The 19,646-nt window shown below is 70.7% G+C and carries 16 protein-coding genes and 2 rRNA genes; 9 read left to right on the top strand and 9 right to left on the bottom strand.

From position 1 onward, the window contains the following. Window positions 1-122 (top strand): 23S ribosomal RNA (locus C1J01_RS31540); the annotation flags it as partial. 138 nt (window positions 123-260) lie between these two features. Beyond that, window positions 261-377 (top strand): 5S ribosomal RNA (gene rrf, locus C1J01_RS31535). Window positions 378-988: 611 nt separating this feature from the next. On the opposite strand, the gene C1J01_RS31530 is transcribed toward rrf, so the two are convergent. Further along, window positions 989-1,618: a LysE family translocator gene (locus C1J01_RS31530; RefSeq protein WP_111182619.1), complete on the bottom strand. Its 630-nt coding sequence runs from the start codon at window positions 1,616-1,618 to the stop codon at window positions 989-991. 99 nt (window positions 1,619-1,717) lie between these two features. On the opposite strand from C1J01_RS31530, the gene C1J01_RS31525 reads away from it, so the two are divergent. Then, a complete protein-coding gene (locus tag C1J01_RS31525; RefSeq protein WP_111182618.1) occupies window positions 1,718-2,173 on the top strand; it encodes an Lrp/AsnC family transcriptional regulator in 456 nt (151 codons plus the stop codon). A 311-nt stretch (window positions 2,174-2,484) separates the two neighbouring features. Here C1J01_RS31525 and C1J01_RS31520 read toward each other — a convergent pair whose 3' ends face one another. Then, complete coding sequence (locus C1J01_RS31520; protein ID WP_111182617.1) at window positions 2,485-3,954, bottom strand: phosphodiester glycosidase family protein; 1,470 nt, start codon at window positions 3,952-3,954, stop codon at window positions 2,485-2,487. A 260-nt stretch (window positions 3,955-4,214) separates the two neighbouring features. Here C1J01_RS31520 and trpS point away from each other — a divergent pair, with 260 nt between their 5' ends. Further along, window positions 4,215-5,177, top strand: coding sequence for a tryptophan--tRNA ligase (gene trpS / locus C1J01_RS31515; protein WP_111182616.1), 963 nt, complete (start codon window positions 4,215-4,217; stop codon window positions 5,175-5,177). On the opposite strand, the gene C1J01_RS31510 is transcribed toward trpS, so the two are convergent. From C1J01_RS31510 to C1J01_RS31495, 4 genes are all read right to left on the bottom strand, one after another. After that, window positions 5,140-6,186, bottom strand: a complete 1,047-nt coding sequence (locus tag C1J01_RS31510; protein WP_111182615.1) for a methyltransferase — start codon at window positions 6,184-6,186, stop codon at window positions 5,140-5,142. The genes trpS and C1J01_RS31510 overlap by 38 nt on opposite strands. Before the next feature lie 21 nt (window positions 6,187-6,207). Beyond that, complete coding sequence (locus C1J01_RS31505; RefSeq protein ID WP_111182614.1) at window positions 6,208-7,818, bottom strand: PucR family transcriptional regulator; 1,611 nt, start codon at window positions 7,816-7,818, stop codon at window positions 6,208-6,210. Between the two features lie 66 nt (window positions 7,819-7,884). Next, complete coding sequence (locus tag C1J01_RS31500) at window positions 7,885-9,513, bottom strand: AMP-binding protein (RefSeq protein WP_111182613.1); 1,629 nt, start codon at window positions 9,511-9,513, stop codon at window positions 7,885-7,887. A 12-nt stretch (window positions 9,514-9,525) separates the two neighbouring features. Continuing rightward, a complete protein-coding gene (locus tag C1J01_RS31495; RefSeq protein WP_111182612.1) occupies window positions 9,526-10,218 on the bottom strand; it encodes a TetR/AcrR family transcriptional regulator in 693 nt (230 codons plus the stop codon). A gap of 55 nt (window positions 10,219-10,273) precedes the next feature. On the opposite strand from C1J01_RS31495, the gene C1J01_RS31490 reads away from it, so the two are divergent. Next, on the top strand, window positions 10,274-11,728 hold the full coding sequence (locus C1J01_RS31490) for an MFS transporter (RefSeq protein WP_111182611.1): 1,455 nt from the start codon (window positions 10,274-10,276) through the stop codon (window positions 11,726-11,728). Here the strand turns inward: C1J01_RS31490 and C1J01_RS31485 are convergent. After that, on the bottom strand, window positions 11,725-12,423 hold the full coding sequence (locus tag C1J01_RS31485; RefSeq protein WP_181449065.1) for an alternative oxidase: 699 nt from the start codon (window positions 12,421-12,423) through the stop codon (window positions 11,725-11,727). The two genes, C1J01_RS31490 and C1J01_RS31485, sit on opposite strands and share 4 nt — an antisense overlap. Before the next feature lie 247 nt (window positions 12,424-12,670). On the opposite strand from C1J01_RS31485, the gene C1J01_RS31480 reads away from it, so the two are divergent. The 3 genes from C1J01_RS31480 (at window position 12,671) to C1J01_RS31465 (ending at window position 16,705) form a co-directional block, all read left to right on the top strand. Then, complete coding sequence (locus C1J01_RS31480) at window positions 12,671-13,945, top strand: aspartate aminotransferase family protein (RefSeq protein WP_111182609.1); 1,275 nt, start codon at window positions 12,671-12,673, stop codon at window positions 13,943-13,945. Further along, window positions 13,942-15,450 (top strand): CoA-acylating methylmalonate-semialdehyde dehydrogenase, encoded by a 1,509-nt coding sequence (locus C1J01_RS31475; RefSeq protein ID WP_111182608.1) that lies wholly within the window; start codon window positions 13,942-13,944, stop codon window positions 15,448-15,450. The genes C1J01_RS31480 and C1J01_RS31475 overlap by 4 nt, the downstream gene beginning before the upstream one ends. A gap of 112 nt (window positions 15,451-15,562) precedes the next feature. Continuing rightward, window positions 15,563-16,705 (top strand): extracellular solute-binding protein, encoded by a 1,143-nt coding sequence (locus tag C1J01_RS31465; protein WP_181449064.1) that lies wholly within the window; start codon window positions 15,563-15,565, stop codon window positions 16,703-16,705. Between the two features lie 4 nt (window positions 16,706-16,709). Here the strand turns inward: C1J01_RS31465 and C1J01_RS31460 are convergent, their stop codons facing one another. Beyond that, window positions 16,710-16,961 carry a hypothetical protein gene (locus C1J01_RS31460; RefSeq protein WP_328589691.1) on the bottom strand — a complete coding sequence of 84 codons (252 nt, stop codon included), beginning with the start codon at window positions 16,959-16,961 and terminating at the stop codon, window positions 16,710-16,712. 159 nt (window positions 16,962-17,120) lie between these two features. Then, on the bottom strand, window positions 17,121-18,449 hold the full coding sequence (gene gabT, locus C1J01_RS31455; protein WP_111182604.1) for a 4-aminobutyrate--2-oxoglutarate transaminase: 1,329 nt from the start codon (window positions 18,447-18,449) through the stop codon (window positions 17,121-17,123). 92 nt (window positions 18,450-18,541) lie between these two features. Here gabT and C1J01_RS31450 point away from each other — a divergent pair. Next, the coding region (locus C1J01_RS31450) for a PucR family transcriptional regulator ligand-binding domain-containing protein (protein WP_111182603.1) at window positions 18,542-19,646 on the top strand (1,105 nt) is incomplete at its 3' end.

The following is a 19,646-nucleotide window of genomic DNA, read 5'->3' as shown; positions in this document are numbered from 1 at the left end:
ATGAGGTCTCCCACCCTGTGAGGGGGTAAGGCTCCCGGTGGATGACCGGGTTGATAGGCCGGAGGTGGAAGCGCGGTAACGTGTGGAGCTGACCGGTACTAATAGGCCGAGGACTTGACCACAAAGCATTGTGCTTTGGTGTGTGCTGCGCTCTGTTACTCTTCGCCGGGTCCAGAGCTGCGCCGCACCGAAGGATCGGTTTGCTCGCGTCCACTAGGCAATTCTGAGACAGCAAGCGGTGCTTGTGTGTTTCGGAGGGTTACGGCGGTTATGGCGGGAAGGAAACACCCGGTTACATTCCGAACCCGGAAGTTAAGCTTCTCTGCGCCGATGGTACTGCACTCGGGAGGGTGTGGGAGAGTAGGTCACCGCCGGACAATCTTTTGGGGAGGGGTTTCGACGCCTGTGGGTGTCGGGGCCTCTCCCTTTTTGTGTTTCCGGTGTTGCTTGGTGTTTCTGCCGTTGGGTCTGTTGGTGGGCTTCACGTTGGTGGGGCCCGTTCTGTGTTTCTGGGGTTGTGTATTTCGGCGTTCGTGGCGGGCGCGGGGCTACTTGGTGACGTTGTCGGGTTGCGGGCGGTCTTCCAGGTCCTCGTGCGTTGAAAGCGACGCCGTCCTTGCCGAGTTGGTCATGGAGGTGCCGTGGCTGATGTCGTCGATGACCTCGACCGGTTACCACGAGGTCAGCCGGCTTGGCCAGGATCCATGGAAAGAACGGTAGGCGGTGGTTGGTCGTCTTTCCGCCTGGTGGCGGTAGACGGTCATGACGAGATGCGCTCGCGGTCGGAGGGGCGGTGGATCGTCCCGATGCTGAGGCCCATGGCGGATTTGGCGGCGATCTGAGGTCTGGGTGCTTCGAGGGGGGACGGCTGACACCCCTGGCGGTAGATGACAGCGGTCGGCGGTGGCGCAAGCAGGTTCTGCTTGATTGCTCCGTGATCCCTTTTCATCCTGAATAGACCCAAGTAGGCCGCGTTCCCGGGCGCGGACTAGTGGGTGGTGAGGGTGGCGGCTGCGACCACCAGGAGCAGCGTGCCGGAGACGGCGGAGATGCGGCGGGTGGCTCGCGGGGTCCCGGTCAGGGCTCGGCCGGCTCGTGCGGTGACCAGGGCGACGAGGCCGTACAGGATCGCGCAGTTCGCCACGTGGAGCAGGCCGAGGGCGGTGAGCTGGAGGCCGAGGGGGACGGTGGTGCCGGTGGCGAGGAACTGCGGCATCAGAGACAGGTAGAGCAGGAGGCCCTTTGGGTTGAGCAGGGCCGTGAGAGCGCTCTGGCCCAGCACCTTGCGGGCCGGGTCGAGAGAGGGCGAGCCGAGTGCGGGGCTCGTGCGGTCGCGCAGGCTCATGAGGGTGCGTACGGCGAGGAACACCAGGTACGCCGCGCCGGCGTAGCGCATCGCGGGCAGGGCGGCGGGGACGGCGCGGAGTGCGGCGGCCAGCCCGGCGGCGGCCAGGACGGTGTGCACCGCGTAGCCGCAGCAGATGCCGGCCACCGCCGTCAGCCCTGTGCGGCGGCCCTGCCCGAGCGAACGGGCTGCCACGTAGAGCATGTCGGGGCCGGGTGTGCAGATGAGCAGCAGATCCATGCCCAGGAAGAGCAGGACGAGTCGCAGGTCCACGGGCTCTCACCTCCTCGCGGCCGACGGTAGTCGAGGAGGAGTGGCATACGATGGTGGATTTATGCTGGTGCGTCGGTTTATATGGCAGGATATTGCGGCGTGGATAGGATCGACCGCAGAATCCTTCTGGAGCTGCAGCGTGACGGGCGGCTCAGCAACACCGAGCTGGCTGATCGGGTGGGGCTCACGCCGTCACCGTGCCTGCGCCGGGTGCGCCATCTGGAGGAGACCGGCGTGATCCGCGGATATCGGGCGCTGCTCGATGGTGACGCGGTGGGACGAGGGTTCCAGGCGTTCGTCACGGTGGTGATGCGGTACGAGGACCACGACACCGTGACGGAGTTCGAGCGGCGGGTGGCGGAGATGCCGGAGGTGGTGGAGGCGCACCGGCTGTTCGGCGACCCCGACTTCCTGCTGCGGGTGGCGGTCGCGGATCTGGCGGCTTACGAACGGTTCTACTCCGAGACGTTGTCCGGGCTGCCGGGGGTCGCCCAGGTCACCTCGCACCTCGCGATGAAGGCGGTGAAGGAGGACACCGGGCTGCCGGTGTCCTGATGGCCCGCGACCGGCCCCCCACCGGTCAGAGATCCGCCGCAGAAGGACTGTGCCGGGTAGAAGGCGATCCACGCAGGGATCTCGCCGCGACGGGGAGAGGCTTCTGACGGGGGCCGGTCCGTGATGGGGTTCCGGTCCGTGGCGGGAGTGTCGCCGCGATGGGGACTGCGCTGCGAAAGGATCTGCCACGGAAGGAACTCCGCCGTGAAGGGGAGTCCGCCGTAAGCAGGATCGCGGTGCATGGAGGGCCCGGCGCAATTGGGACCCAGGTGCAATCGGGACCCCGCCGGTGCGGGGTCCCGGTGCGGGGGTTATCTCGGGAGGACGAGGAGGGCGTCGCCGACAGCGCGTTCGGCGCCGTCGGCCGGGCGGTTGACCGGCTTCTTGCCGACGACCAGGGTCGTCGAACCGCCGCCGTCCAGGTTGATCGCCTGCGTCGCGCCGAGCCAGCGCATGAACTGGGCGGCCTCCACGAAGTTCGCGCCGATGGTCTCCCCGGGGCGGCGTCCGTCGATGGCGGCCAGGATCAAGCTGCCGTTCTTGGTGGTGCCGACCAGGGTGCGCGGGTGGCGGCGGAGGATCATGTTCATCGAGTCGTGCCCGTCCCGCTTGGCGGTGATCTTGACTTCGCCGTTGCGGACGAGGCCGACGCCGCCCGCGACGACGTGCAGGTCCGGGGTGAGCGGGATCGCCTTCTTCGTCCGCAGGTCGATCACGCGGGTGTCGATCTCGACCGTCCAGCCCTCCCAGGCGTGCTCGTTGAGCCAGTCGCCGGCCAGGCCGCGGCCGTGCAGCACCCGCGTCCCGGCGCCCACCGCGTGGCCGGAGGGGCGCAGGCGCAGGACGCGGTCGTTCGCGTCGAGGAGCGCGTCGACGCCGCCCGTGGGCGTCTTGGCGCCGAACTCCTGGGTGTACAGGACCAGCTCGTCCGTGGCGGGCGCGCGGTTGACGCCGTCGACGCGGGTCCGCGCGCCGTCCTCGGAGGTGGCGGTGACGGAGGTCTCGAGCTCGGTGATCTTCGCGGTACGGCCCTTGAGCACCACCGCCGAGCGGCCGGGCACGGCCTCGCTCAGCAGCCGGCCGCCCACCACGGACGCCCCCAGGGGCTCGCCGCGCAGGGCCGGGGAGGTGTGGATGTTGTAGAAGCCGCCGTTGACGCCGACCAGCGCCTTGCTGGCCTTGGCCATCGAGGAGACGGTCTCCCGCTTGGCCACGCTGGTGCCGATCGAGGCGGCGTACGAGCCGCGGAACGTCCTGGAGTCGATCAGGACGACCTTGGCGTTCCAGGGACCGGTCGTCTTGAGCCCGTCGTCGCCGAGGTAGTCGACCTTCACCTTCAGGCCGGCGTCCTTGAGCTTCGCGGCCGTCTTCTCGGCCTTCTTCTTGTCCTTGAAGGCCCACAGGCCGACGCGGACCATGTACACGGTCTGGGAGGGGGAGTCGGCGACGCCGGGCCTGACGACCTTCTGCAGGCTGGCGCTCTCTCCGGCCGCCTCCACCTCGGCGACCTTGAGCTCGGCGTTGGCGAGAGTCCCGAAGTCGCGGCCGTTCGGCATGAGCACGGTCACCGTGTAGCCGTCGGTGTGCGTGCCCGCCTTCACGTCGTACAGGTCGATGCCCTGGGTCACGGTGGTCATGGTCTTCATCGGCACGGGCCTGGTGCCCAGAGGGAACCTTGCCGACGGGAACCTCACCGACTGCTCCGCCGTCGCGGGCAATGCGGTGAGGGTGAGCGCCGCGGCTGTGGCGAGACCGCCGGCGGCGAGGGTGCGTCGAGACATGAACTCTCCAGAGGGCGGAAATCGGACCGCACCATCCTGACGAGATCAAGGTCATCGAGGCGGGAGAACGCGCCAAACGGGTGGAGAGGTTACGAGATTGACACCGGCAGCAGATATTCTGGGAAATGTGACTCGCGCCCTTATCTGCCTGTGGTGGCGGCCGACAGACGGCCGCTGATCCCACCTGCCCTGGCCGTCCCAGAGACGGCCCACGGTGCGCGGCTCTCCGGGACGGCGTGATCCCAAGGAGAGAAACCTCGATGAACGACGTCGTACTCACGGGCGACCGCCCGACCGGTCCGCTGCATCTCGGCCACTATTTCGGCTCACTGGCCAACCGGGTCATGCTGCAGGACAAATTCCCCATGTACGTGCTGATCGCCGACTATCAGGTGATCACCGACCGAGACGTGCCGGGCGAGATCCGGCGGCACACCACCGGGCTGCTGCTCGACTACCTGGCGGTCGGCATCGACCCGGCCAAGGCCACGATCTTCCAGCACAGCGCGATCCCCGAGCTGAACCAGCTGATGTTGCCGTTCCTGAGCCTGGTGTCGGTCTCGGAGCTGCGGCGCAACCCCACGGTCAAGGACGAGATCGCGCACAGCTCGCAGAGCGCGGTGAGCGGTCTGATGTTCACCTATCCGGTGCACCAGGCGGCCGACATCCTGTTCTGCAAGGGCACGCTGGTGCCCGTGGGCAAGGATCAGCTGCCCCACGTCGAGGTGACGCGGCTGGTGGCGCGGCGGTTCAACGAGCGCTACGGGCCGGTGTTCCCGCTGCCGGAGGCCATGATGGGCGAGCAGCCGCTGCTCAAGGGCCTCGACGGCGGCAAGATGAGCAAGAGCCGCGGCAACGCGATCGCCCTGTCGGCCACCGAGGACGAGACGGCCGCGCTCATCCGCAAGGCCGTGACCGACTCCGAGCGGCTGATCACGTTCGACGAGGAGCGCCGGCCGGGGGTGTCCAACCTGCTCACGCTGGCCGGTCTGTGCCTGGGGCGCTCGCCGCGCGAGCTCGCCGACGAGATCGGCGACGGCGGCGCCGCCACGCTCAAGCGGGTGACCACGGAGGCGGTCAACGAGTTCCTGCGGCCGATCAGGCGGCGGCGGGCGGAGTACTCCGAGGCCGACGTCCGGCAGATCCTGGCCGAGGGCAACGCCAGGGCCCGCGAGCGGGCGGTCCTCACGCTCGACGAGGCGCAGACCGCGATGGGGTTCTAGCCACGGCGAGCTCCGTGACAGGGGAGCGGAGCGGGCGGCGGTGCCGGACGTCGCGGAAGCCCGCCGCCCGCAGCAGGGCAGCGATCTCGCGCCGGCCGCGCACCTTCCCGCCCACGGCGACGAGGTAGTTGAGGTCGAGCAGGTGGAGCAGGGCACGGCTGGCCCGGCCGGGCATGAGGCTGTCGCCGAACTGGTCGCCGACGACGAGCGTCCCGCCGGGGTTGAGCGCCGCCGCCAGGCGCCGCAGCAGGGCGGCCGTCTCGTCGTCGGTCAGGCCGTGCACGACGTTGAACAGCAGGACGACGTCGTACCCGTCGCCGAGGTCGTCCTCCAGGAACGAGCCCGCGCGCGGTGTCAGGCGCGGGTGGTCGGCGGCGGCCCGCAGCGCCTGCGGCAGGTCGATGACGGTGGCCCGCAGGGCGGGGTGGCGGCGCAGCAGCGCCACGCTGAACAACCCGTGGCCGCCGCCCACGTCGAGCATCCGCCGGGCCCCGCTCGGCACGGGGACGGCCCTCGCCACCGCCGGGGCCTGCCGCCGGGCGAGCGCCGCCGTCCACGCCTGGAACGAACGCGACAGCGCGGGGTCGCCCTCCAGCAGCGCGTAGAAGGGGGTGACGGGCGCGCCGCCGCGCACGGCCCGCTCGATCTCGGGCCAGATCACGCACGCGGTACGCTCCCAGAACTCCAGCCCGGCCACGAGGGACGTCGGCGAGCCGGTCGTGAACCACAACCGCGCGGCGCGGCTCAGCCGGTACCGGCCGCCCCTGACCCGTAAGTAGCCGAGCCCGGCCAGCGTCCGTAACAACACGCCGGTCGCGACGGGGTCCACGCCGAGCGCGGCGGCGAGCTCCCGCTCGGTCAGCGGCCGCTCGCGCAGGGCGTCGAAGACCCCCAGCCGGGCGGCCGCGACGAGCGCGTGCAGCGCCAGGGCGCCGAAGTAGTCGAACATCGGGGGCACGATCGACAGCCGGTGGGCGGCGGCTTCGATGACGTTGTAGAAGAGGGGCACACCAGCGACGGTAAGCCCGGCTCAGCGCGTCTCCCGGCGGAAGGACTCCAGGGCCAGCAGGGCGACGTGCAGCGACAGGCACGACTCCACGTCGTCGAGGTCGGTGTCGAGGATGCGTTCGAGGCGGCGCAGGCGGTCGTAGAAGGCGGGCCTGGACAGGTGGGCCCGCTGCGCGGCGACGGCCTTGTTGCGGCCTGAGTCGAGGTAGACGCGCAGGATGCGGGTCAGGTCGCCGCCCCGCTGGGCGTCGTGGGCCAGCAGCGCGCCGAGCTCGCGTTCGGCGAACGTCTGCAGCCGCGCGTCGTCGCGCAGCAGGTGGAGCAGGCCGCGCAGGCGCAGGTCGGGCAGCCGGTAGACGGCCCGGCCGTCGGGCTGGCGGACCGCGACGTCGGCCACCTGTTCGGCTTCGAGGAAGCTGCGGCGTACGTCGCGCAGCGACTCCACCACCGAGCCCGCGGCCAGGACGAACGACGAGGGCCACAGCGTGCGGAGCCGCTCGGACAGCGAGGTCAGGGCGGGGTCGGCCTGGGCGCGGGGCGGCAGCGGCAGCAGCACGCCGATGCGTTCCTGGTCGAGCGCGCCGACCAGGGCGGGCAGGCGTTCGTCGCGGCAGGCGGCGGCGGTCGCCTCGGCCAGTTCGCCGAGCTGGGCGTGCCCGTCGAGCGCCTGGTCCGCGGTCTCGGTCGGGCGGATGACGACGCTGACCAGCCGGCGGCCCGTCAGCGGCACGCCCACCGCGCGGGCGCGGGCGGCGGCCTCCTCGGGGTCGGCGTAGGCGTGGGTCAGGATGCCGGTGATGATGGTGCCGTGGGCCTTGCGTTCGAGCGACTCCTGGTGGCGTTCGAGCAGGCGGCCGAGGGCGAGCGTGGTGGCGGCGCGCTCGGCCAGCACCATGTCGCGCGGCGTCGGCGGCGCCTCGCACAGCAGGATCAGCCGCCCCCAGTCCTGGCCGCGCGCGCCGACCATGGTGACCAGCCACCCGGAGGCCGGGTCGTACGCCGTGCGCTCGCCCGGCGCGACGGCCCGGGACCTGGACTCCCAGCCGGCCAGCAGGCTGCCGGCGTCGCGGCCGGCGGGCTCGCAGGCCAGCACCTGGTGGGCGAGGTTCTCCAGCAGCACCGGCCGCCCGGACAGCCGGCTGACCTGGGCCAGCACCTCGGCGGGCGAGGCGCCCTCGACCGACAGCTCGGTGAAGACCTCGTGCAACTGCTCGGAGGCGCGCAGCTCCTCCAGCTGGATGTCGATGATCCGGGAGTGGACCGACTCGGTGATCTGCACGAACGGCGTCTCGCGGGTCAGCACGATGAGCGGCAGGCCGTGTTCCTCGGCGGACTTGACCACGGCCGCCGGCAGCTCGCGGACGAACCTGCGGCCCAGCTCGACGATCAGCCCCGAGGCGCCGACCTGGGACAGCTCGCCGATGTAGTCGGCGAGCTTCTCGGGGTCGTCGGGCAGGGCGACGCCCGTGGTGAGCACGAGCTCGCCGCCTCTGAGCAGGTGGGCGATGTCGGCGATCTCGCCGACGTGCACCCACCGCACTTTGGTGTCGAGCCGGTCGGCGCCCGCGACCACGCGCGGGCTACCCCGGCGCACGGTCTCCAAGGCGAGAACGTCGGCGATGGTGGGCAGCACGGGGCAGAGCCTAGCTGATCACGTAGTAGGAACGCAGATAGGGCAAATCACACTTTGTGCCCCTTTTCATGAAATGAGGTCTTCCTCGCGGAACTCGCGCTGTGGCGCGCGTACACGCAGCTCAACCCGGCGGATCTTGCCGGAGATCGTCTTCGGCAGTTCGTCGAACTCCAGGCGGCGCACCCGCTTGTACGGCGCCAGCTCCCTGCGGCAGTGCTCGAAGATCGATCGGGCGGTCTCCTCGTCCGGCTCGAACCCCGGCGCGAGCGTCACGTACGCCTTCGGCACGGCCAGGCGCACCGGGTCGGGGGACGGCACGACGGCCGCCTCCGCCACGGCCGGGTGCTCCAGCAGCACGCTCTCCAGCTCGAACGGCGAGATGCGGTAGTCGGAGGCCTTGAAGACGTCGTCGGTGCGGCCGACGTAGGTGATGGAGCCGTCGGCGTCGCGGGTGGCGACGTCACCGGTGTGGTAGTAGCCATCGCGCATCGCCTCCCCCGATCCACCGACATATCCGGACATGAGGCCGAGGGGGCGGCGGTCGTCCAGCGGCAGGCAGATCTCGCCGTCCTCCCCCTGCTCACCCGACACCGGGTCGATCAGCACGACCTCGTAACCGGGCAGCGGACGCCCCATGGACCCGGGCTTGACCGGCTCGTCCGGCGCGTTGCCGATCTGCGCGGTCGTCTCGGTCTGGCCGTAACCGTCGCGGATCGTGATGCCCCACGCCTTGGCCACCTGGTCGATGATCTCGGGGTTGAGGGGCTCGCCGGCGGCCACGGCCGTGCGCAGCGGCAGCTTCCACGCGGCGAGGTCCTCCTGGATGAGCATCCGCCACACGGTCGGCGGCGCGCAGAACGTGCTCACCCGCTCGTCGCGCAGCACCTGCAGCAGGGCGGTGGCCGAGAAGCGCCGGTAGTCGTGGACCAGCACGGTCGCCCCGGCGTTCCAGGGGGCGAAGACGTTGCTCCAGGCGTGCTTGGCCCACCCCGGTGACGACACGTTCAGGTGCACGTCGCCCGGCTTCACCCCGATCCAGAACATCGTCGACAGATGACCCGCCGGATAGGAGGCGTGAGTGTGCTCGACCAGCTTCGGCTGGGAGGTGGTGCCGGAGGTGAAGTAGAGCAGCAGCGTGTCGCCGGCCCGCGTCGGCCCGTCGGGGGTGAAGGTCTCGGCCGCGTCGTACGCCTCGTGGTACGGCAGCCAGCCGTACGCGTCGCCGACCGCGATCCTCGTGTACTCGCCGGCGCCGAACTTGCCGGCGTCGGAGGCGTTGGCGATGACGTGCGCGACGCCGCCGCGCTCGATCCGCTCGGTGATGTCCTTGGCGGTCAGCAGCGTCGTGGCGGGGATGACGACCGCGCCCAGCTTCATCGCCGCCAGCAGCGCCTCCCACAGCTCGGCCTGGTTGCCGAGCATGAGCAGGACGCGGTCGCCGCGGCGCACCCCCTGCTCGTGCAGCCAGTTCGCGACCTGGTTGGAGCGGGCCGACAGGGCGGCGAAGGTGTAGGAGGCGGTGCTGTCTCCCACGATCTTGAGAGCGACGGCGTCGGGGGTCTCCGCGGCCAGCACCCCGTCGAACCAGTCGAGCGCCCAGTTGAACTCGGCGAGCTCGGGCCAGCGGAAGTCGCGGCGGGCGGTGTCGGCGTCGGCGCCGAGCAGGAAGTCACGGGCGGCACGGAAATCGCTCATGCCCGGATCCTGCTACGTCGTCAGCCGCCGCTCAAGGCCGTCGAGCACCGACACGAGCCCGAAGTCGAAGGAGAGCTCGCGCATCGCCCGTGGGTCGGCGCGGGCGTTCATGTCGACGCCCTCGATCATCTCGGGGAACTCCGCGACGGCCCTGCGGACGGTGGCGCGCATCTCCTCGGTGTCGTCGCCGGTCTCGCCCATCGCGCTGTTCCAGGCGATCTCGGGGGTCGTCATGCCGAACACGTAGGCGGTGAGCGTGGCTCCGGCGAAGTCGACGTCGGAGCCCCGGAATCCGGCGACCTTGAACATCCGGCGCATCCGGTCGGCGACGTGCAGGGCGTTGGGGCCGAGCGCCGGCAGGCGGCCGAGCAGGTCGGCCAGCCACGGGTGGCGCAGCATGACCTGGCGCATGCTGTGAGCCAGGACGGAGACGGCGTCGCGCCAGCCCACCTTGTCGGGGTCGGCGACGGTCATCTCGCCCCACACCTGGTCGTAGGCGAGCTCCAGCAGCTCGTCCTTCGTGGCGACGTACCAGTAGAGGCTGGTCGCGCCGGCGCTCAGCCGCGCGCCGAGCTTGCGCATGCTCAGCCCGTCGAGCCCCTCCTCGTCGAGCAGTTCGACGGCGGCGGCGACGATCTCCTCGCGGCTGCGCCCGGGGCCGCCGGGCTTGCGCGGCTCGCGGAGCCAGACGGAGGTGAAGGCCATGACCCAAGGATAAATGCACTCGCACACTGTACGAGGATCGTCGTACAGTGTGCGAGTGAACTCGAACACTGTACGAGACCCCCGCCGCTGGTGGATCCTCGGCGCCCTCTGCCTGACGCTGCTGGTGCTGGTCATCGACAACACGGTGCTCAACCTGGCCATCCCGTCGCTCAACCAGGAGATGGGCGCGACGCCGTCGGACATCCAGTGGATCATCGACGCCTACGTGCTGGCCTTCGCCGGGCTGCTCATCACCTCGGGCAGCCTGTCCGACAAGTACGGCCGCCGCCTCTTCCTCATCATCGGCCTGGTCTTCTTCGGCGGCGCGTCGCTGCTCGCCGTGGTCGTCACCGAGCCCTGGCAGCTCATCGCCGCCCGCGGCCTGATGGGCGTCGGCGGCTCGATGGTCATGCCGTCCACGCTGTCGATCCTCATGACGGTCTTCGACGACACCGAGCGGCGCAAGGCGATGGCGGCGTGGAGCGCCGTGGCGCTGGTCGGCATGGTGTCGGGCCCGACCGTGGGCGGCTTCATGCTGGAGCACTACTGGTGGGGCTCGGTCTTCCTGCTGAACATCCCGATCGCGGCGATCGCCATCGTGGCCGCGCTCGTCCTGATGCCCGAGACGCGCAGCGAGGGCCGCAGGATCGACCCCGTGGGCGTGGTGCTGTCGATCACCGGTCTCACCGCGGGCGTCTACGTGATCATCGAGCGCGAGTGGAACATCCCGGTGTTCGTGCTCGCGGTGATCGCGCTCGGCGCGTTCGTGCTCTGGGAGCGCCGCCGGGAGGCGCCGATGTTGCCGCTGCACCTGTTCGCCAACCGCAACTTCAGCGGCGCGTCGTTCTCGATCCTGCTGATGTCGTTCGGCGCGGGCGCCGTGATGCTCATGCTGACGCAGTACCTGCAGTTCGTCCTCGGCTACGCGGAGATGAAGGCGGGCCTCGCCATGCTGCCGTACGCGGTGGCGGCGGCCGTCTTCAACGGCGTGGGCGCCGCGCTCGGGCATAAGCTCAGCAACCGGACGCTGATCGGGGCCGGGCTGCTGCTCATGGCCGGGGGCTTCGCCGTCATGGCCACGACCACCGGCTACCCGATGTTGCTCACCGCGCTGGTGATCATGGGCATCGGCGGCGGGCTCGCCGGGCCGTCGGCGTACGCCTCGCTCATGGGCGCGATCCCGATCGAGCACGCGGGCGTCGGCTCGGCGCTCAACGACACCGTCCAGCAGGTCGGCATGGCGCTGAGCATCGCCGTGCTGGGCAGCGTGCTGGCCGGCCGGTACACCGCGGAGATGCCGGCCGACCTGCCCGCCGCCGCCCGGGAGTCGATCGGGGCGGCGCATCCGATGGGCTTCGGCGAGGCCGCGAACGCGGCCTTCACCTCCGCCATGCACCTCGGCTCGTGGGTGGGGGCGGCCTTCTGCGTGGCCGCCGCGCTGCTCGCCGTCATCGTGCTGCGCCCGGCCGCGCCCGCCGCGGCGCCGGAGCCGGAGCGCGTCCCGGCCTAACGCACACGGGGCTCTCGCATGCTCTCCAGGCTGTCGAGCTTGTGCGTGCGCTCGTCGTGGCCGATCTGGCGCAGCAGGTCGGCCACCGAGCGGTAGTGGCCGTACTCGGCGGCGTACGTCCCGGGGTCGGGCAGGAGGTCCAGCTCCGGGTGCTCGGCCACGAACGTCATGTACTCGTGCTCGGCGTGGTCCTCGAACTCGGCGTTCAGCCGGTAGCTCCAGTCCGGCCGCAGCAGGAACAGCAGCCAGGACACGTGGTAGTAGAAGAACGCGATCAGCCACGGCGCCATCCTGTGCAGCAGCCACGACTGCCGCTGGCCGGTGCGCTGCACGAGGTCCTGCAGGATCAGCAGGTGCCACTGCTCGTTGTCCTGGTCGGCGCGGGCCTCCACGATCCGCTCGAACACCCTCCTGGCCAGCGCGGAGCGGCCCGCGTGCCGGTGCACGAGCAGGTAGCCGATCCGCTCCCACGCCTGGTACGGCACCCGCGCGATGATCTCCAGCATGGCGAACTTCGTGTACGAGCCTTCCTTGCCGTACATGAGGTCGACCGGCTTGAACATCGTCCTGGCCAGCAGGCTGTAGTCCATGCGCGGCGTGTCCAGGGTCTCCCGCTGGGCGCGCAGCAACTCCTCGCGGCTGAGCTTCGGCGGCCCGGACGGCGCCTCGGGGCGCTGCTCGACGGTGACGGTCATCTCGATCTCTCCTTCGGTGGATTCGTCGTCTCGATGACCCGATCGTCGCCGAGCGAGGCGCACCGGCGCGTCGGCCTGCGGAGGGCTTCCGCGCTGCCTCCTGCGGCGTAAATGATGGGGGTCCTGTACGTCCCTGGACGCACGGGACATCCCCTAAGGGACGGATTTACAGGTTGTAAGGTGAATTTGCCGCATGCCGACAGCTTGCGGATAGGAGCACCGCGGACAAGGACGGGATACTCGGTACATGTCGGAGCTTCTCGCGCGCCACCGGGCAGTGATGCCGAACTGGCTGGCGCTCAACTACAACGAGCCCATCGAGATCGTCAGTGGTAAGGGCAACCGGGTCGTCGATGCCGACGGCAGGAGTTACCTCGACTTCTTCGCCGGGATCCTCACCAACATGATCGGCTACGACGTGCCCGAAGTGCGCGAGGCCGTCGAACGGCAGCTCGCCACCGGGGTGGTGCACACCAGCACGGTCTACCTGCTGCGCGGCCAGATCGAGCTGGCCGAGAAGATCGCGCGGCTCTCCGGCATCCCCGACGCCAAGGTCTTCTTCACCAACTCCGGCACCGAGGCCAACGAGACCGCGCTGCTGCTGGCCACGTACGCGCGCAAGAGCGACCAGGTGCTGGCCATGCGGCAGAGCTACCACGGGCGCAGCTTCGGCGCGATCAGCGTCACCTCCAACCGGTCGTGGAAGAACAACTCGCTGTCCCCGCTGAACGTGCACTTCCTGCACGGCGCCGACCGGCACCTCACCCAGTTCAAGGGCCTGTCGGACGCCGACTACATCGCGGCGTGCGTCGACGACCTGCGCCACGTGCTGGCCACCTCGGTCTCCAACGACGTGGCGGCGCTGATCGCCGAGCCGATCCAGGGCGTGGGCGGGTTCACGATGGCCCCCGACGGGCTGTTCGCCGCGTACAAGGAGGTGCTCGACGAGCAGGGCATCCTGTTCATCTCCGACGAGGTGCAGACCGGGTGGGGCCGTACCGGCAGCGCGTTCTTCGGGATCGAGAACCACGGCGTGACCCCTGACATGATCACGTTCGCCAAGGGCCTCGGCAACGGCTTCGCGGTCGGCGGCGTCGTGGCGCGCGGCGACCTGATGGACGCCCCCCACGCCGTGGGCCTGTCGACGTTCGGCGGCAACCCCGTCTCCATGGCCGCCGCCAACGCCACCCTCGACTACGTGCTCGACCACGACCTGCAGGCCAACGCCGCCCGTACCGGCGACATCATCATCAGCGGGCTGAAGGCGGCGGCCGAGCGGCTGCCCGTGGTCAAGGGCGTGCGCGGCAAGGGCCTGATGTTCGCCATCGAGCTGGAGACCCCGGCGCAGGCCTCCCGCTTCATGGAGGAGACCAAGAAGCTGGGGCTGCTGGCCGGCAAGGGCGGCCTGTACGGCACCGCCATCCGCATGGCCCCGCCTCTCACCCTGACGGTGGACGAGGCCACCGAGGGCCTCGGCATCATCGTCACCGCCCTCGAGACGATCAACGCGGAGCAGCAGTGAAGTCGGTCGAGCACTGGATCAACGGCGCCCTTACCGGCGGTGACCCCGCGCGTACCGCGGAGATCTTCAACCCGGCCACCGGCGAGGTGAGCGGGCACGTCGCGCTGGCCTCCGCCGCCGACGTGGACGCGGCCGTGGCCGCGGCCGCCGCGGCCTTCCCCGCCTGGCGCGACGCGTCGCTGATCAAGCGGTCGCAGGTGCTGTTCCGCTTCCGCGAGCTCATGTACGCCCACCGCGACGAGCTGGCCGCGCTCATCTCCTCCGAGCACGGCAAGGTCCACTCCGACGCGCTCGGCGAGGTGGCCCGCGGCCTGGAGGTCGTCGAGTTCGCCTGCGGCATCCCCCACCTGCTCAAGGGCGGCTTCTCCGAGGGCGTCTCGACCCGGGTCGACTCCTACTCGATCCGGCAGCCGCTGGGCGTGGTGGCCGGCATCACGCCGTTCAACTTCCCGGCCATGGTGCCGATGTGGATGTTCCCGATCGCGATCGCGTGCGGCAACGCGTTCGTGCTCAAGCCGTCGGAGAAGGACCCCTCGGCGTCGCTGCTGATGGCGCGGCTCTGGCAGGAGGCCGGGCTGCCCGACGGGATCTTCAACGTCGTGCAGGGCGACAAGGTCGCCGTCGACCGCCTGCTGGAACACCCCGACGTGCGCGGCGTCTCCTTCGTCGGCTCCACCCCGATCGCCCAGTACGTCTACGAGACCGGCACCCGGCACGGCAAGCGGGTGCAGGCGCTCGGCGGCGCCAAGAACCACATGCTCGTGCTGCCCGACGCCGACCTCGATCTCGTGGCCGACTCGGCGGTGTCGGCCGGGTTCGGCTCGGCGGGGGAGCGGTGCATGGCGATCTCCGTCGTGCTGGCCGTCGACCCGATCGGCGACGAGCTGGTGCAGAAGATCGTCGAGCGGGTGGACGGCCTGGTGGTCGGCCCCGGCGACGACCCGAAGGCCCAGATGGGTCCGCTGGTCAGCGGCCCCCACCGTGACAAGGTGGCCTCCTACCTCGACCTCGGCGTCCAGGAGGGCGCCAAGCTGGTGGTCGACGGGCGCGAGACCCCCGTGCTCGGCGGCGGCAGGGCGTCGGAGACGCCCGGCTTCTGGCTCGGGCCCACTGTGCTCGACCACGTCCCCGTCGGCTCGCGCACCCACACCGACGAGATCTTCGGGCCGGTGTTGTCGATCGTCCGCGTCTCCTCCTACGAGGAGGGCCTGCAGGTCATCAACGGCGGCCTGTACGGCAACGGCACCGCGATCTTCACCAACGACGGCGGCGCGGCACGGCGCTTCCAGAACGAGGTCGAGGTCGGCATGATCGGCGTCAACGTGCCGATCCCGGTGCCGATGGCCTTCTACAGCTTCGGCGGCTGGAAGTCGTCCCTGTTCGGCGACACCCACGTGCACGGCACCGAGGGCGTGCACTTCTACACCCGCGGCAAGGTCGTCACCTCCCGCTGGCTCGACCCCTCGCACGGCGGCGTCAACCTGGGCTTCCCCACCAACGGGTGACACTCCCGAACCAGGCCGGGAGGGAGCGGCGTTCCTCCCGGCCTGTCACCGGTAAGCTCCTCGTCCCCGGTAAGCTCCACCACACGGACGAAGGGGACATGAAGGGGAGCTCGTGAATCGTCGTCGGACTTTTGCCGTGGCGCTCGCCGTGACGGCGCTGGCGGCCGGCATGGGCGCGGCACGATCCACCCCCAGCCCGAGCGCCACCCCGACGCCGACCCCGACGCCCACGCCGTCGCCGAGCGCGACGCAGAGCGACGGCACGCTGCAGATCCTCACCTACCGCGGCTACGCCGAGTACGGCGGCGTCAGTCCCCGGGTCAACTGGGTGGTCCCCTTCGAGAAGGAGACCGGCTGCCGGATCGCCCGGCTCGACATCGCCCACAGCCCCGAAGAGCTCGCCGCCAAGGTCGACGACCGCCCCTACGACGTCATGACCGCCGGGCCGGTACTGGCCGCCGACCTCATCGAGGGCAAGAAGGCGCAGCCGATCGATCCGGCCAAGGTGAGCGGCTACGACGACCTCGACGAGCGCTTCCGCGACATGACCACGGTGGGCGGCAAGGTCTACGGGGTACCGTACCTGTGGGCGTACCACGAGTACGTCTACGACTCCGGCAGGGTCAAGAACCCGAGCCTGGAGCAGGTGTTCACCTCCGAGCGGTCGGCGCTGCGCGACAGCCCGCTGACGATCGCCGACGCCGCGCAGGCCGAGGGGCCGGCGGAGGAGCCGTACGAGCTGGGGACCGGCGATCTCGACCGGGCGGCGGAGCTGCTCGGGCGGCAGAAGGAGCGCACGTACTGGCGCGACGCGATCGACCTGGTGAAGGGGTTCGCGACGGGCTCGCTCGACTACGCCCAGGTCACCCCCTACCATCGCCTGCTGCTGCAGAACGCCGGGCTGCCGGTCAAGACCCTGAAGACCCGGGAGACGACCGGGTGGGCCGACTCGTGGATGCTCGGCGCGCACGTCGCCGACACCACCTGCGCCTACCGGTGGCTGAACTGGGTGGCCTCGCCCGACAGGCAGCGCGACGCGGCCGCGTGGGCGGGCATGGCGCCCGCCGGCGAGAAGGCGTGCAAGGGGCGGGCCGAGCAGATGTGCGAGCTGTACGGCGTGGGCGACGACAAGGTGTTCGACCGGGTGGTGTTCGCGGTGCGCCCGCCGGGTGACTGCAAGGCCGGCGAGGGCAAGTGCGCCGACCTGCCCGACTACACGGCCTGGGCCGAACGCTGGCGCGAGCTGGTCGAGTAGCCGATCAGCGGGTGGGGAAGGCGACGACGGTGGCCGTGGGCGAGGGGATCAGCGCCTCGGCGCAGTCATCGCACGCCAGCACGGTCGACTCGTCGGGCAGGACCCCCACGCGGACCCGCGGGCGGGGCCATCTCTTGAGGCAGACGACGCAGGCGTCACCGTAGCGCTGGGCCGACGTCAGACCTTCGGGATCGAACGTCACCGTGCTCCGCGCCGCTCTGGTCGCCCCCCGCTTCATCACGCTCCCAGCAGCCATTGCCCCTCCGTATAGACGGAACCGTTATAACCCTGACCGAGGCCGTGAGCGTCCAGCTGAGCGTCAAGTCAGGGTGAATTCTCTACCCGGCTGACGCCACTTACACCACAAAAAGGGACATCCAGCCGCAAGCCGGATGTCCCTTTCGGAGGGTTTCGTCTAGAGTTCCGCGATCGCCTTCTCCAGGATGCCGAGGCCTTCCTCGAGCAGGTGCTCGGGCATGACGAGCGGCGGCAGGAACCGCAGCACGTTGCCGTAGGTGCCGGCGGTCAGCACCAGCAGGCCCTCCGCGTGGCAGCGCCGCGCGACCTCCTGCACGGCCGCCGGGTTCGGCTCCTTGGTGCCGGGCTCGACCAGCTCGATGGCGATCATCGCGCCCCGGCCGCGCACATCGCCGATCACGTCGAAGCGCTCGCGCATGGCGTGCAGGCGGGGGAGCATGATCTCGCCGATCCGGCGGGCCTTGGCGACCAGGTCCTCCGCCTCGATGGTCTCCAGCACGCCGAGGGCCGCCTCGCAGGCGAGCGGGTTGCCGCCGTACGTGCCGCCGAGGCCGCCGGAGTGCACCTTGTCCATGAGCTCGGCGCGGCCGGTCACGGCGGCCAGCGGCAGGCCGCCCGCGATGCCCTTGGCGGTGGTGATGATGTCGGGCACGACGCCCTCGTCCTCGCAGGCGAACAACGTCCCGGTGCGGGCGAAGCCGGTCTGCACCTCGTCGGCCACGAAGACGATGCCGTTCTCCTTGCAGAACTCGGCGACGCGCGGCAGGAAGCCGCGGGCCGGCACGATGAACCCGCCCTCGCCCGCGATCGGCTCGATCACCACGGCGGCCACGTTCTGCGCGCCGATCTGCTTGGTGATCAGGTCGATGGCCTGCTCGGCGGCCTCCTCGGCGCAGTTCTCCGGCCCCGACGGCCACCGGTACGGGTAGGCCAGCGGCACCCGGTAGACCTCCGGCGCGAACGGCCCGAAGCCCTGCTTGTACGGCATGTTCTTGGCCGTCAGAGTCATCGTCAGCAGCGTGCGGCCGTGGTAGCCGTGGTCGAAGACGACGACGGCCGGCCTGCCGGTGGCGTGCCGGGCGACCTTGACCGCGTTCTCCACGGCCTCGGCGCCCGAGTTCACCAGGAAGGTGCGCTTCTCGTGGTCGCCGGGGGTGAGCTCGTTGAGCTTCTCGCACACCCGCACGTACGACTCGTACGGGGTGACCATGAAACAGGTGTGGGTGAAGTCGGCGACCTGCTTCTGGACGCGTTCGACGACCCTGGGGGCGGAGTTGCCGACGTTCGTCACGGCGATGCCGGAGCCGAAGTCGATCAGCGAGTTCCCGTCGGCGTCCTGCACCACGCCGCCGCCGGCGCGCGTGACGAACACCGGCAGGGTGGTGCCGATGCCGGGGGGCACGGCGGCCTGCTTGCGGGCCAGCAACTCCTGGGACCTGGGGCCGGGGATGGCGGTCACGAGACGCCGCTCCTGGGGAATGCTCATGGCTTCGACGCTACGGTGGCCGCCCACCTGCGCCGATACGTCGATATGTCACACTGGGAGTGATCCTCTTCGCCGGAATGGACAAATTTCTCATGCCGCCTTCACTGCGGACCGTCGTGCGCCGCGTGAACCTCCGGCCGCTGGCCGGGACCTCGCGCCAGGGGGTGCTGGACGTCCCGGTGCGGTGGGTGGCGGTCAGCGAGCTGGCCGACCCGACCCCCTACCTGGAGGGCGGCGAGCTGCTGCTGACCACGGGCATGCGCATGGAAGGCGACCAGTCCGGATATGTCGCCCGGCTCGTGGCGCGGGGAGTGGCGGGGCTCGGGTTCGGCGTCGGGGTCTCCCACGAGGAGACGCCGCCCGCTCTGGTCGAGGCCGCCGAGGCGGCCGGGCTGCCGCTGCTGGAGGTGCCGCGCGAGACGCCGTTCATCGCGATCGGCAAGCTCGTCAGCGAGCTGCTCGCGGCCGAGCAGTACGACGAGATCACCCGCGCCTTCGCCGCGCAGGGCCGGCTGACGCGGGCGGCGCTGCGGCCCGAGGGCACCCACGCGGTCATCGACCGGCTGGCCAAGGAGGTCGGCGGGTGGGCGGCGCTGCTGGGGGAGTCGGGCGAGGTCCTGCACGCCACCCCGGGCGCCGCGACGGACGAGGTGGCCGCCGCACTCGCCCGCCACCGCGTCGGACCGGCGGACGCGCAGGACGAGACGCCACCCCGCGAGCCGGCCGCGGAGGCGCCGCGGTGGGGCGTGGGGCCAGAACGGGTGCCGGCCAGCCTGGCGCTGTCGGGCCCCGGCGAGCACATCGTCGTGCAACCGCTGGGCGGCGGCGCGCGACCGCGCGGCTTCTTCGCCGCCGGCGCCGCGCACACGTTCTCGCCGGTCACCCACACGGTGATCAACGCCGCGGGCTCGCTGCTCACGCTGGCGATGGAACAGGGCAGGACGCGGTTCGCGGCCGAGCGCGGGATCCGCGCCGCGGTGCTGGAGCTGCTCCTGGCCGGTGAGGAGGGCCGGGCCCGCGCGGTCCTGGAGCCGATCGGCGGCCACCTGCCGGACGAGCCCGTGGTGGTGCTCGCGGCGGACGCCGCCGCGCTCGACGCCCTCGAACCCCGCGCCTTCACCGCGCTGCCCGCCGGCGACGTGGTGTTCGCGCTGGTGGGCGAGCGGGCGGTGGAGAAGGTGGCGCGGGAGGCGGAGG

It is taken from the genome of Nonomuraea aridisoli (assembly GCF_003236395.1).
Taxonomy (GTDB): Bacteria; Actinomycetota; Actinomycetes; order Streptosporangiales; family Streptosporangiaceae; genus Nonomuraea; species Nonomuraea aridisoli.
The sequence above is the reverse complement of the archived record's forward strand: the minus strand, read 5'-3'. Positions and strand labels throughout refer to the sequence as shown.

What these genes read in the sequence shown, in the direction of transcription:
- C1J01_RS31520 (WP_111182617.1), bottom strand. Translation starts at nt 3,954, where the DNA reads ATGTCTCGACGCACCCTCGCCGCCGGCGGTCTCGCCACAGCCGCGGCG.
- trpS (WP_111182616.1), top strand. Translation starts at nt 4,215, where the DNA reads ATGAACGACGTCGTACTCACGGGCGACCGCCCGACCGGTCCGCTGCAT.
- C1J01_RS31500 (WP_111182613.1), bottom strand. Translation starts at nt 9,513, where the DNA reads ATGAGCGATTTCCGTGCCGCCCGTGACTTCCTGCTCGGCGCCGACGCC.
- C1J01_RS31495 (WP_111182612.1), bottom strand. Translation starts at nt 10,218, where the DNA reads ATGGCCTTCACCTCCGTCTGGCTCCGCGAGCCGCGCAAGCCCGGCGGC.
- C1J01_RS31485 (WP_181449065.1), bottom strand. Translation starts at nt 12,423, where the DNA reads ATGACCGTCACCGTCGAGCAGCGCCCCGAGGCGCCGTCCGGGCCGCCG.
- C1J01_RS31480 (WP_111182609.1), top strand. Translation starts at nt 12,671, where the DNA reads ATGTCGGAGCTTCTCGCGCGCCACCGGGCAGTGATGCCGAACTGGCTG.
- C1J01_RS31460 (WP_328589691.1), bottom strand. Translation starts at nt 16,961, where the DNA reads ATGGCTGCTGGGAGCGTGATGAAGCGGGGGGCGACCAGAGCGGCGCGG.
- gabT (WP_111182604.1), bottom strand. Translation starts at nt 18,449, where the DNA reads ATGAGCATTCCCCAGGAGCGGCGTCTCGTGACCGCCATCCCCGGCCCC.